At 39.4% G+C, this 13588-nt stretch carries 13 protein-coding genes; 6 read left to right on the forward strand and 7 right to left on the reverse strand.

Annotation, left to right across the window (positions count from 1 at the left end; translation table 11 throughout):
* Positions 1-83: 83 nt before the first annotated feature.
* Complete coding sequence (locus tag EZ444_RS12825) at positions 84-704, reverse strand: RNA polymerase sigma factor (protein WP_131609403.1); 621 nt, start codon at positions 702-704, stop codon at positions 84-86.
* A gap of 59 nt (positions 705-763) precedes the next feature.
* Here EZ444_RS12825 and EZ444_RS12830 point away from each other — a divergent pair, with 59 nt between their 5' ends.
* The 3 genes from EZ444_RS12830 to EZ444_RS12840 are packed head-to-tail and all read left to right on the forward strand — an operon-like array spanning position 764 to position 3142.
* On the forward strand, positions 764-1798 hold the full coding sequence (locus tag EZ444_RS12830) for a DUF7033 domain-containing protein (RefSeq protein WP_131609405.1): 1035 nt from the start codon (positions 764-766) through the stop codon (positions 1796-1798).
* Positions 1779-2423, forward strand: coding sequence for a uracil phosphoribosyltransferase (upp, locus tag EZ444_RS12835; RefSeq protein ID WP_131609407.1), 645 nt, complete (start codon positions 1779-1781; stop codon positions 2421-2423). The genes EZ444_RS12830 and upp overlap by 20 nt, the downstream gene beginning before the upstream one ends.
* A gap of 29 nt (positions 2424-2452) precedes the next feature.
* Positions 2453-3142, forward strand: a complete 690-nt coding sequence (locus EZ444_RS12840) for a YjjG family noncanonical pyrimidine nucleotidase (protein ID WP_131609409.1) — start codon at positions 2453-2455, stop codon at positions 3140-3142.
* 18 nt (positions 3143-3160) lie between these two features.
* Here EZ444_RS12840 and EZ444_RS12845 read toward each other — a convergent pair whose 3' ends face one another.
* The 4 genes from EZ444_RS12845 to EZ444_RS12860 are packed head-to-tail and all read right to left on the reverse strand — an operon-like array spanning position 3161 to position 7108.
* Positions 3161-3919 (reverse strand): glycosyltransferase family 2 protein, encoded by a 759-nt coding sequence (locus EZ444_RS12845; RefSeq protein ID WP_131609411.1) that lies wholly within the window; start codon positions 3917-3919, stop codon positions 3161-3163.
* A complete protein-coding gene (locus EZ444_RS12850) occupies positions 3916-5184 on the reverse strand; it encodes a glycosyltransferase family 4 protein (RefSeq protein ID WP_131609413.1) in 1269 nt (422 codons plus the stop codon). Before EZ444_RS12850 ends, EZ444_RS12845 begins: the two co-directional genes overlap by 4 nt.
* Positions 5184-6086 (reverse strand): glycosyltransferase, encoded by a 903-nt coding sequence (locus EZ444_RS12855; protein ID WP_131609415.1) that lies wholly within the window; start codon positions 6084-6086, stop codon positions 5184-5186. The genes EZ444_RS12850 and EZ444_RS12855 overlap by 1 nt, the downstream gene beginning before the upstream one ends.
* 8 nt (positions 6087-6094) lie before the next feature.
* Positions 6095-7108: a glycosyltransferase gene (locus tag EZ444_RS12860; protein WP_131609417.1), complete on the reverse strand. Its 1014-nt coding sequence runs from the start codon at positions 7106-7108 to the stop codon at positions 6095-6097.
* 107 nt (positions 7109-7215) lie between these two features.
* On the opposite strand from EZ444_RS12860, the gene EZ444_RS12865 reads away from it, so the two are divergent.
* Positions 7216-8697: a polysaccharide biosynthesis C-terminal domain-containing protein gene (locus tag EZ444_RS12865; protein WP_131609419.1), complete on the forward strand. Its 1482-nt coding sequence runs from the start codon at positions 7216-7218 to the stop codon at positions 8695-8697.
* On the opposite strand, the gene EZ444_RS12870 is transcribed toward EZ444_RS12865, so the two are convergent.
* Positions 8672-9571 carry an FkbM family methyltransferase gene (locus tag EZ444_RS12870; protein ID WP_131609420.1) on the reverse strand — a complete coding sequence of 300 codons (900 nt, stop codon included), beginning with the start codon at positions 9569-9571 and terminating at the stop codon, positions 8672-8674. The genes EZ444_RS12865 and EZ444_RS12870 overlap by 26 nt on opposite strands.
* 87 nt (positions 9572-9658) lie before the next feature.
* Positions 9659-11458: a translational GTPase TypA gene (gene typA, locus EZ444_RS12875; protein ID WP_131609422.1), complete on the reverse strand. Its 1800-nt coding sequence runs from the start codon at positions 11456-11458 to the stop codon at positions 9659-9661.
* Positions 11459-11655: 197 nt separating this feature from the next.
* Here typA and EZ444_RS12880 point away from each other — a divergent pair, with 197 nt between their 5' ends.
* On the forward strand, positions 11656-12762 hold the full coding sequence (locus EZ444_RS12880) for a carboxylate-amine ligase (RefSeq protein WP_131609424.1): 1107 nt from the start codon (positions 11656-11658) through the stop codon (positions 12760-12762).
* Positions 12763-13587 carry a type 1 glutamine amidotransferase gene (locus EZ444_RS12885; RefSeq protein WP_131609426.1) on the forward strand — a complete coding sequence of 275 codons (825 nt, stop codon included), beginning with the start codon at positions 12763-12765 and terminating at the stop codon, positions 13585-13587.
* Position 13588 lies beyond the last annotated feature (1 nt).

The following is a 13588-nucleotide window of genomic DNA, read 5'->3' on the forward strand; positions in this document are numbered from 1 at the left end:
CATTATTTAGTCCGTTATAGACCGTCTGCATATACATTGACACGAAAAAATAGGGCTCGGGGGAGTGTAGTCGAAAATAAATTTTACGACACCAACAGCGTCACCACAACAATGGGGATTCCCATTTTTTTTAGATGTTTCCTTAAACCGCCGAGTGCTGCCTTCATGTGCGAATGAACAGTGGAAGGCGCAATATTAAGCTTAATCGCAGCCTGTTCATACGTAAGTCCTTCTTTATGACAAAGCGTATACACCGATTGTTGCTGAGGTGGCAACTTGGCAATAGCATCCTGCATCAGCTGCAGCGTATCTTTATAGGCCAACGACTGTTCGGTGGTATGATCTGGAAAATTCTCATCGGCCTCCAAACTATCCAACACCTTATCCTTTGCAATATTTCGCAGAGCATTGAAAGATAGGTTGCGGGCGATCCTATTGATATAGGCATCAAAATTTACAATTGTTTCTAAAGACGCCCGGTTTAGCCAGATATTTAAAAACACATCCTGAATAATTTCCTCCGCCAATACCTTAGATCGCGTAAGTTTAAAAGCAAACGTATAAAGATTGGAATACTTGGCTTCGAACAAGGCGGAAAAAGCAAGGTGATCCCCTTTAGCTGTAGCCTTCAGTAGTTTTCTGTCCTCAACTATTTCTTCTCCTTGCAGTCCTTCAGGCCCGCCGTATATTGGTGTAAGTGGCAATTCTAATCTCTAACTATAAATACAATGCTGAATATCAAAGATAATGTTAAATTTATGATATGAAACTTTTGGTTTACGTTCCGCAGCTTAGCCCGCGCATAAAGTACATCTTCAGCTTTATATTTAACGATATACTGAAGACCGAGATCGGTTTTACCCAAGATCAAGAAGAGTTTACAAAATCCAACCTCCCCAAATTCAGTTATGCCCCGCAGCCCATTGGCGAGGAACTGTTTTTCAAAAGCACAAACCTGCTGCTGGAACATAAGTTAACTGAACAGCAGATAAAAATAACAACCTTTGGGGGGATCAAAGTACCTTTTCCGGTCCAAAAAAGCACACTGCCATTTGATGTCTTTGCAGCCTCCTTTTATTTTTTAAGCCGATACGAGGAGTACCTAGCGATCAGCGATCAAAAACATAAGCACTATCCGGCCGAATCCAGCTTACAATATCAACTCGACATTTTAAAGCTGCCTATAATAGATGGATGGGCTTTGATCCTTAAAAACATCCTGGCAAAACACTTCCCATCCCTGTCATTTGGAAGCAAACATTTTTCTTTTGATCCCATTTACGTCGATCATCCACCCCCGAAAACAAAAGACAGCAATATCGTTTCCAATACCATTACTTACCTAAGAACCTTTATAGACAAGACACGAACCAAGCGGAAGGAAAGACTTGCCGACATCAGCCGGGTAGTAGCGGATATGCAACACTATGGCTTTGTGCAAAATCCTCGCTTTTTTATTCCTCAAAAAAATGAACATCACGTTGGTTCAAACATACATATCCCCAAAAGCTATGTTAAACTCATAAAACACAAAGTCCAGAATGATTACAGCATGTATTATCACAATCATCCTGGCTTCAGAGCAGGCACCTGTAGCCCCTTCTATTGGTACGATTTACAACTAGACAAAAACACGCAGCTGCTGCTACATCCTGTTGCCGCTACAGATATTGCTTTATTAAACAACAAAACAAGGGAAGACTTGTTATTACAAATTAATGAGCTTATAGACAGCGTTAAGCTCGTTAACGGTAATTTTTACTTTTTATCTTCATGTAATGATATTCGACCTCAGTAAAACCAATTCTATTGCAAATGTTTTTATCGCTGAGATCAGGGATGAACAAATTCAAAAGGATCCCATGCGTTTCCGTACTAATATGGAGCGAATAGGTGCATATTTCGCATTCGAAATCAGTAAAACACTTATTTACCAGAATACAGAAACACAAACGCCTTTAGGTGTTGCCAAAACGGTACATTTGGCAGAACTCCCCGTTCTGGCTACCATTACCCGTGCCGGAATACCCATGCACAAAGGGATGCTTGATATTTTTGATCGCGCAGACTGTGCTTTTGTTGCGGCTTATCGAAAAGCGCATAAAAGCGGCCACTTTGAAATCGCTATAGAATATATTTCCTCACCCGATTTGACAGATAGAATCGTCATCATGGTAGATCCAATGTTGGCTACTGGCATGAGCATGGTGCTTTGTTGCAAGGAGTTGATGGGCAGATATAAAGTTAAAGAGTTGCATATCGTTTCCGCAATTGCCAGCTCAGAAGGCATTAGACATGTAAGGGCAAATTTACCCAAAGCAAAATTATGGATAGGGGCAATTGATGAAGAAATGACGAGTAAATCGTACATTGTGCCCGGATTGGGTGACGCAGGAGATCTGGCTTATGGCGCCAAGGTTTAGCAGGTTCCCTGCCTTTTAAACATTACAAAATGATCAAACATATATTTTTCGATCTGGACCATACCATCTGGGATTTTGACCGAAATGCAGAAGAAACTTTAAGAGAGCTTTATCAATTGTATAAACTGGAGCAACTGGGCCTCAATTCTTGTGAGGAATTTATTGCGACCTATACAGAGAATAACCATCGTTTGTGGGCAGATTATCATGTAGGTAGAATTACCAAAGAGCAGCTGAGGTCGGAAAGGTTTCATAAAACATTTAGACAGCTCGGTGTAAAACCTGATAGAATTCCTTTGCAATTCGAAGAGGACTATGTGCGCATCAGTCCTACTAAAACCAATCTTTTTCTGGGATCAGAAAAGGTGCTCGGTTATCTATACGAGAAATACACACTACATATCATCTCTAATGGTTTTAAAGAAACTACCCTTACTAAAATGGACGTTTCTGGCTTAAACCCCTATTTCCAGAATGTCATCATCTCTGAAGATGTAGGTGTAAACAAACCACACAAGGCTATTTTTGAATATGCTTTAAATAAAGCTGCCGCAGAAAAGCATGAAAGCATTATGATCGGGGATAGTTTAGAAGCCGACATTCGTGGGGCACAGGATTATGGAATTAAAGCCATTTATTTTAACCCATTAAAAAAGGAAAAGCCTAGTGATGTAGAATGGCAAATTACCAATTTAGAAGAGTTGATGTTGCACTTTTAAGCTTCAAGACCAGGAACACTAATCGTTTGTCTTCCTGTGTCTGATGTAATATTGTGCCAGATTAGCCGCTATAAATAGATGGTTAATCAGGTTTGGAATCAGTCCATAATATTTACTGAAAATGCGGAACCGCTCTTTTAAGCTGGCCAAATGCTTTTTCTTGGAAATTCCGCCCACCAGATACTTGGCTACATAAATATGTGTATTTACAATACTTGATGCACTTTTGGCTGCACGTATAATCCAATCTATATCCGCACTGTATTTATACTGCAAGTCGAATTGCCCCGCTATACTCCTTTTCACATAGATCGCCTGGTGGCTAATGTTCATCCCGTATCTAAAGCTTTTCCAGCTAAAATGTTCTGGCGCATGGTGTCTTCTTTGCCCCAGGCTTTGCCATTGTTCATCGAACATCTCTGTCTCACCATAATAAATATCGGCCGAAGAGGCAGTTTCAAAGACATCTGCAACCGTTTCAGGAGCGTAAATCTCATCCGCTGAATTCATAAACAGCACATAATCACCCGTAGCCAGCGAAAGTCCTTTATTCATGGCATCGTAAATGCCCTTATCAGGTTCAGAAATAAACTGAGCTAACCTCGACTTATAGTTATAAATAATATCTTTTGTCCCATCTGTTGATGCGCCATCAATAATGATGTACTCTATATTGGGATAAGTTTGGTTCAGAACAGACAGCATCGTGCGCTCAATATCCCTTACATTATTATAAACGATAGTAATCACGGAGAGTGTTGGCATCATGGCTGTCATTTCTTTAAAATTGATTGATAAACTTCAATATATTGTTGTGCGACCTTTTTATTTGTAAAAGTGTTTAACACTTTCGCCCTGGCATTTGAGGAAATTTCTTCTGAACGTGCCGAATAAAGCATTTCGTACATCCCTTTAGCTAGATCAGATGCTGACTTGAAATCAGCTAAATAGCCATTTTGCTGATGATCGATCAGATCTGGCAAGCCACCGGTATTAAAAGCAACTACTGGTGTTCCACAAGAAAGGGATTCCATAGCCGTATTTGGCAAATTATCTTCGATAGAAGGAAGTACAAACACATCTGCCAGCCCGTATATTTCGGCAAGATCTTGCTGAGCAGTAATTACATTCAGTTCGTAAACCGGGAAAGGCAATTTTGTAACATCAAACTGCTTGTTCTTTCCAAAAATGACAACTTCCACGGCTGCAGATTCTGGATACTGATCACGTAAATATTGTAATCCTTCAAATAGATAATCGATTCCTTTACGCCTGTCTGAAATGTTAGCAGCACCAAATAAAATAATTTTAGCCTCAGGGTTAATGTTCCATTTTAATCTGGCCTTACGCTTATCTCCGGGCGAATAAACATCGATATCAATGGGATTCGGAATAGTCCGTATCTGGAATTTCTTTAACAATGCGCTTTGTCGTGCAACACCTTCAAGCCAGTTGCTACAAGTTACAAAGGTTATATTGTTTGCATAGGCGTATAAATCTTCTTTACGCAACCATCCTTCATGCGAAATGTCTGCTACAGCAGGTTTCTTTAAAAAGTAACAATCCCCACACTGTCGGGTAAAATGATCACAAGTCCCAGCATAATGGCAACCACCAGTAAAATACCACATGTCATGCAGTGTTACGACCATAGGTTTTCCAAGTTTAACCAGCTCTTTTAGATTGGCAATAGAAAGAAAGCCCGAATTTACCCAGTGTAAGTGTAAAATATCAGCATCTAAGATCATTGGGTCATTAACAATACTTGCGCCTGCATTTGCGGTAGAGAAAGCAAAACGAACGGACTTATCTCTTTCATAGAAGAAAATGAATGGTAATCTTTCGTACAAAAAATTAATCTTTGCCCTTAGTCTATCGAAGAAACTTTTTTGGACCGCTTTAACATTTGCTCCAGTCGTTTTTTTAGTCTGAACCAGAAATCCAGCATCTACATTTTCTGAGGCCAGCGCTTTTAAAAGTCGAAGACTTGCCGCAGGTGCCCCTCCTCCCGAATCCGAAGTATTAATCAGTGTAACCTTCATTAAACTTTCAGGATATGGTTTCTTAAATACCTTATTCCGCGCTGAACCAGATTTCCTTTTCTATGTTTTAAAAAATATCTCAAGGCCTGATAAGCTTCCGGATGCTCCTCAATTTTATCAGGAAAAGAGGCAACCGGATCAGGTTTAACAGTCACCGCATAGATATTGCTTTTTTCTGAGTGCACTCCTGAACCGTCATGACCGATATTATCGACCATAGAGACAGATGTCTGCAAGCCCAATCCACCTTTTAAAAACACGGAGGCATACCACCTGATTGCCCAGGAGTTATTTTTACCATGTTTAAATTCCATCACATGTTTCCAGAAATTCATTGCTCCGTCTAGCTGGAATGCAAACTTCTTCTTTTCATCAAACTGCTGAATGATCTTATCTATATCAGGTTCAAAATATTGCCACGCACGATCCCATGTAGCCCAGCACTGACTGCTAATGTGCCTCACAAAGAAGGTTTCAGGAAGTCCTTTTGTATCAATCGCATACATAAAAGCACCAATATGCATCACCTTGGGTGTGTCTTTGTATTTTTCTAAAGCATCATTAAAGTACTTTAGGCTATAAGGAGAAGAAACCACATCATCCTCAAAAACGATGACATGTCCATATTCTTTGTTGAGCTGTGTTACACCGCTAATCACTGATTTTGCCAATCCATAATTAGACGGTCTCTCGACAACGGTTACGGACTTAAAGCCTACAGTTTTTTTCACCAAATCCCGCACTTCATTAACGATATCTTCATCCCCGCTCCTTGCCCCATCAGAAAATATATATAGGTCGGATAATTCCGCATGTACATTTTTTTTAAGTGCTTCTATTACCCGTTGGGTATGTATAGGACGGTTGTAGACAAAGAGGGCTATGGGGGCAAAATTTTGCATTTGCAAATCTAACTATATTTATCTGCTTTTACCGTCCCCATTCTACCTGCTGAACCATCATTAATAGCTCCTAAAAACTTTTTATAGTTTTTTTGCTTAGCGGTAATTTGACTGATCAACCATTGTCCCGTTAAAAAAAGACACTTATTAATACTATACATTGTAGGATTGGTTACGTTAAATCTGGCATAAAAGTAAATGCTGTTTCGCACCTGGTAATAAGTCCTAAAACTCCATAAATCCAAATACACGGATCGCCAGAAATGCTTTACATAGGTAATCCCCTGAGACTTATCGATATCGACAATTTGACTAGCAGGGACCAGCCATATCGTCGCCCCTTTTTGTGTCATTCTGTAGGTGTATTCAGAATCATCAGCGTACACGAAGAAACTTTCATCCGGGTAGCCAATCAAGTCAACCATCCGCCTATGAAAAAACATACCACCATAAGCGGCATATGGCATCACTGCCTTTTCTTTAAAATCTACAGGCTTATTAAACTTACTCCGCAATTTATAGTATTTATTAATCGGAGCCCTAAATAAATTAAAGCCCATAAAGCTATTCTCAACCAATAAAAAGCGGTTTGCGTCTTCTCCCTGTGCAATCCGCACATGATTTTTCCGATCTAAGCGGAGCGAAAATAAGGCTTTCTGATCGTCATCCAGAGATATCGTACTCCATGTATCCGTTAGCTTTTCAAGGGCATCAGGATTTGGAAGGTTGTCATCGTCCAATAACCAGACAAAATCAGCATCAGTCTCTTGCATAAAAAACTCCAGTCCGCCTTTGTAACCGCCAGCAGATCCTAAATTCTCAGTATGGGTAACAACTTGAATGCGATTATCTTGTAGCAACTTACAATTCTGCTCCACACTATAAGTGGAAGCATTGTCTACCACAATAACATTTGTTACATTTTCAAGGGTAGTAACTCTCCTCAGTATCTGTTCTAAAAATTGCCACCTATCACTATAGGTTACAATTAACACACAAATATTATATGTTATCTTTGCCATCTTATCCCGGCAAGTTTACGACATATAAACACATATTACAAACGACGGAAAATTTATTTGCAAAACAGGATAGGCTATATTTAAATTAAAAACGATCTTTATTACGGATGGGCATTATTCAGCAACAAACATTAAAAGGAACCTTCTACTCATATCTAGGTGTTTTAATTGGCTTCTTATCCATTTATCTAATACAACCACACGTACTCTCACCAGAACAGGTTGGTTTAATAAGTATCCTTGCCTCTTTTCCAATTTTGTTTGCCCAAATTTCCATACTCGGTTTTAATGCAACAGCAAGGATTTTCCCATATTTTAGGAACCCTAAAAATCATGACAATGGATACCTGGGGCTTGCCTGTTTAATTTCTACTATTGGATTTATACTGTTTTGCATTGCGGCATATTTCTTAAAAGATCAAATTATCCAGCAAAAAAGCTCCGAAAACCAACTTTTTGAAACCTACTTTTGGTATTTAATTCCCTTGACCTTTTTCACTATGCTCTTCAATATTCTGGAGTTGTACTCTAGAATGCTCTACGATACTACTACAGGTAGGATATTAAGAGAATTTACCAAACGTATATTTATCCTTGCAGCTTTATTATTGCTACTCTTTACATCGGTAAGTTTTGAGGCTTTTATGTGGGTATGGCTCTTGTGTAACATCATTCCAACAGGAATGATCGCATTTAGATTGTACAAGCGCAATCAATTGTCCTTAAGCCTTAATTTAAAATTCCTTGACAAGCCTATAAGAAGGCAGATCATCAATCTTTGTTTTTTCGGCATACTAACCGGCGCTTCCCCATTTATCGTCGAAAACATAGACAAGTATATGATCATTGAAAGTTATGGCCTTACTGGTACAGGAATCTATGCAATAGCTTTTGCTTTTGCAACGATTATTAGCTTACCTGCACGCTCTTTATATAGTATTGCCTATACAGTAATTGCTGAAGCCTGGAAAAATGAAAATATGGCGGAAATTAAATCTGTATATCAAAAAAGCTGTATCAGCCAGCTCATCGCTACACTTTTTCTGTTTTTACTGATTTGGGCAAATATCCATAACATTTACTATTACCTTCCTGCTGAGTATGCCGCAGGAGAGTATGTGATATTTTTTATTGGCCTAGGCTATCTCATTGACGCCTCGACAGGCGTAAATGGAGTTATCCTGGCTACCTCCAGGTTTTATAAATACGATTCTTTTTTCTATGTGGCCTTAATAGGTATCACCATTGGTGCAAACCTGATATTTATCCCAATTTATGGGATAACCGGTGCTGCAGTAGCCTCCGCTGTTACCTTCTTTATCTTTAACCTGTTCAGATTCTTATTCATCTTAATTCTATTTAAGATGCAACCCTACACCTATAGAACCCCCCTTACCATCGTTACTGGTATAGTGGTGTATTTTATAGTGAACATAATACCACCGATCCCTAACTTTATTGCGGATACCATCCTGCGTTCGGGAATAATCACCTTATTGTATGGCGGAACTGTTTACTACCTCAGGTTATCTGAAGATATCAATGGCTTAATTAACAACCTTGTTAAACAGTATCTCCTGAAAAAATAGCTCTTACCAATCCTTTTCTAAAAAAAGGTGGGGTTAAAGCTTCACCGGGGCTCAAGAAAAACATCACACCTTTAGTAGAGCTGATGGTATAATTTCTTTCCGCCAGGTACTTACTAAATTTATTAAAATCATCCTGCTTATGATAGGTACATAAAGCTATTTTAGGATGGTGCTGAGTAATGGTTAGCTCCATCCCTTTTAATACCCGATCTTCTGCCCCTTCAACATCAATTTTTACCAAATCCGGGACAAAAGATTTTACTGAAAGAAAGGTATCAATGCAGATGTTATCGGCATCGTTTTGATCTGATACAAACTTAGAAATGATCTCTACCTTATCCTTCCAGGGCTCAAATGTAGCTTCCAATGCTTCAACCCATTCTGGTTCTCTTTCGAAAAGTATAGCTTTTTTAAGTAGCTCAATATTCGACAGCGAGAATATCCCTTCAGCGGACCCAACATCCAGTAAGAAATCGCCCTGTTTAAGATCAAACCCCTCAGCAGTATAGCGGTGCGGAGATTCTGGATCCTGTTCTGCAAGTAAACCATTGTAAAGCAACTTAACCGTAATGGCATTATATGACCGCTTAAAATACAAACGATGCCCGCCATGATTTACCCACAAAAGATCTTTGGATTCGTCTTTATGAACCTCAACATCCTTAAAATTATATTTATCTGTAAATGAATCCTGGAAAACACCTAAAGGGTGATTTTTAAGATAGGCAACGGCAGCTTTTAATTCAGGAGTAGCCGGTTCATTTTTGCCATAATAATCCAATATGGTTTCTTTCCGCTTTTCCGAACGTTGTTTGTTTTTATAGGTATTTAAACGACTCTTAACTTTATATTGAAGCTTGCTAAACAAATTCATAAGTAAATATAGTGGCTATTTGTTTAAATAAAAAAAAGGTGCCCTAATTTCTTAGGACACCTCAATATATTTATGATATAAAAACGCTTAGTTTTTACCTTTTATTTTACGTTCAGCCTCAGTTAAGTAGATTTTACGTAAACGCATGCTCGCAGGTGTAACCTCAATGTACTCATCAGCCTGGATATACTCCATTGCCTCTTCCAAAGAGAATTTAATTGCCGGAGCAATACGCTGACTATCATCTGTACCAGAAGCACGCATGTTAGTCAAAGCTTTACCTTTTACGATGTTAATTACTAAGTCATTGTCACGGATGTGCTCACCAAGGATTTGACCTTCGTAAATATCTACTCCCGGATCAACGAAGAAACGACCACGATCTTGTAATTTATCAATTGAATAAGCAGTAGTGCTTCCTTTTTCCATTGAAACCAATACACCGTTCAATCGACCAGGAATTGTACCTTTCCAAGGCTCGTAAGCTTTGAAACGGTGAGCCATAATCGCTTCACCACCTGTTGCAGTTAATACGTTATTTCTCAATCCGATGATACCACGTGCAGGAATCTCAAATTCTAAGTGTTGTAAATCACCTTTAGGCTCCATAACTAGCAACTCACCTTTACGTTGAGTAACCAATTCAATAACCTTACCAGCAACTTCACCCGGAACATCAACGATCAAAGTCTCAATTGGCTCACATTTTTTACCATCAATTTCTTTAATGATAACTTGTGGCTGACCAACCTGGATTTCGTACCCTTCGCGACGCATAGTCTCGATTAGTACTGATAAATGGAGAATACCCCTTCCGTATACCAAATAAGCATCAGGAGATTCTGTCTCAACCACTTTAAGGGCTAAGTTTTTCTCCATCTCTTTGTATAAACGCTCTCTGATACGTTGAGAAGTAACAAATTTACCTTCTTTTCCAAAAAATGGTGAGTTATTGATCGTGAACAACATGTTCATCGTAGGCTCATCAATTTTGATAACTGGCAATTGCTCTGGAGCATCGAAGTCAGCAATAGTATCACCGATATCAAAACCATCAATACCTACAACTGCGCAGATATCACCTGATTTTACTTCAGTAGTACGGATTTTACCTAAACCTTCGAAAGTATATAATTCTTTTACTCTTGATTTCACCATTTTTCCATCACGTTTGATCAAAGTAACCGGTTGGTTTTCTTTGATGCTACCGCGGTGTACACGTCCAACTGCAATACGACCTACGAAAGATGAATAATCTAACGAAGTGATTTGCATTTGTAAAGTACCATCATTGGTTGGTGCAGGAGGAATGTTAGCAACAACTGCATCTAACAATGCAAAAATATCTGTAGTAGGCACTTTCCAGTCCGTACTCATCCATCCTTGTTTAGATGAACCGTAAATTACTGGAAAGTCTAACTGATCTTCTGTTGCTTCTAAGTTGAAGAACAATTCAAAGATTTGCTCATAAACTTCTTCAGGGCGACAGTTCTCTTTATCTACCTTATTTACAACCACAATTGGCTTTAAGCCTAAAGCTAAAGCTTTTTGAGTTACGAAACGCGTTTGAGGCATTGCACCTTCAAAAGCATCACACAATAACAACACACCATCAGCCATTTTCAATACACGCTCAACCTCACCACCGAAATCGGCGTGACCAGGTGTATCAATAATGTTGATCTTTACATCTTTATATTGTACGGAAACGTTTTTCGACACGATGGTAATTCCTCGCTCACGCTCCAGATCATTGTTGTCAAGTATTAAATCTCCCGACTGCTCATTATCACGGAAGATTGAACAAGCGTGTAAGATCTTATCAACCAGTGTAGTTTTACCGTGGTCAACGTGGGCTATGATAGCTATATTTCTAATTTTTTGCATAAAATGCGTATGATTTTTGGCGCAAAGATAGGGTTTATTATCGATATATCAAGCAATTAGCTAAGACAGAATGTAAAGAATTCAGTTTTTCCTTTAATCCTTTGATCCCAACAATTGTTTATTTAATTTAAAATCCCTAAATTTTAATCCGGGGGAAGGCTTCGTGTGGATGCCCATTAATCTGAAAAAAGAAAAACATGATGAACGATTTTACGCTCGGAATTGAAGAAGAGTATATGGTGATAGACCCTGTAACCAGGGAGCTCAGCTCACATGATCAGAAAATAGTGGAGGCGGCTCAAAAAATCCATAAGGACCAGATAAAGGCAGAAATGCACCAGGCTGTTGTGGAGGTAGGCACCGGAATTTGCAAAAATACAGAACAGGCACGTGCGGAGATCTCAGAATTGAGGTACACCGTTTCACAACTCGCTGGCGAACTGGGCTTGCGAATTGGCGCTGCAGGAACTCACCCCTTCTCTCACTGGGAGAAACAGCTCATCACCGAGCATCCACGCTACAGCAATATTGTAAATGAATTGCAAGAAGCAGCACGCTCTAACCTGATCTTTGGTCTGCATGTACATGTAGGCATTCAATCGCGCGAGTTAGCCATACACATTGCCAACCAGGTGCGCTATTTTTTACCGCATGTGTTTGCTTTATCCACCAACTCCCCTTTTTGGGAAGGTCGGAACACAGGATATAAATCCTACAGAACCAAGATATTTGACAAATTCCCGCGTACAGGCATCCCTGATACTTTTAACAGCATTGAGGATTACGACAACTATGTGAAATTGCTGATTAAGACCAACAGTATAGATAATGCCAAGAAAATCTGGTGGGACATTAGGGTACATCCCTTTTTCGAAACCATAGAGTTCAGAATTTGCGACTGTCCGATGTTAATCGAGGAAACGATGGCTTTTGCAGCCCTGTTCCAGGCATTATGCGCCAAACTATACAAGTTGCGTCTACAGAACATGGAATTTATCAGTTATTCCAGAGCATTGATCAATGAGAACAAGTGGAGGGCGGCCAGATATGGTATTGACGGAAACCTGATTGATTTTGGCAAGGAAATGGAGGTAAACTGCCGAAACCTTATATTGGAATTATTGGACTTTATTGATGATGTGGTAGACGAATTGGGCTGTAGAAATGAGATCAACTATGTGTTAAAAATACTGGAAAACGGAACGGGAGCAGACAGACAGTTAGCCATTTACGAACAATCTGGCAACTTTGAAACTGTGGTAGACTATATAACTACTCAAACATTAATTGGAGCAAAGCAGTAAATGACGGATAAGAATAAGATAGAAATAGCCGTTATTGATATGAATAAGGGGAATGCCAATGAAGGAATGCGTGGCATAGCCGAAATCTTGTTGCGCTATCAGACCGAAATGGGCCTAAGCTTATCATTTGATGTGTTTGATTTGAGACAGAAAGGGGAAATACCTGATCTGAATTATGACATATACATTTCCAGTGGTGGCCCCGGGAGCCCTTATGAAGGTGAACAATGGGAAAATGACTTTTTTGATCTGCTGGGACAAATTGAAAGTTTTAATGCAAACAATGAGCGGACTAAGAAGTATGCTTTCCTAATCTGTCATTCCTTCCAAATGGCTTGCCGCAAGTTCGGGCTCGGCCATGTCATACAAAGGCAGTCCCCTGCTTTTGGCATCTTTCCCATGTTTTTAACAGAAGAGGGTAAAAACGACCCCTTGTTTAATGGTCTACCAACCCCCTTTTATGCGGTTGATAGTCGCCACTGGCAAGTAATAAACCCTAAGCATACCCCCTTTTATATTACGGACAACAAGGTACTCGCACTCGAAAAAGACAGACCACATGTTGATCTGGAACGATGTGTGATGTCGATCCGTTTTACAAAAGAGATTGTTGGCACTCAGTTTCACCCGGAGGCCGATCCCATAGGCATAAAATTATATTTGCTTCAGGAGGATAAAAAGAAGACCATCATCGAAAACCATGGCATAGAAAAGTATAATGAGATGCTCAATAGTATTGATGATCCTACCCGGATTGCTTTAACGCAACAGGTTATTTTGCCAAACTTTTTAAACGAGGCCATAAACACTTTACGGAAAGGATGAC

The sequence above is a fragment of the Pedobacter hiemivivus genome (genome assembly GCF_004331685.1).
In the GTDB taxonomy this organism is placed as follows: domain Bacteria; phylum Bacteroidota; class Bacteroidia; order Sphingobacteriales; family Sphingobacteriaceae; genus Pedobacter; species Pedobacter hiemivivus.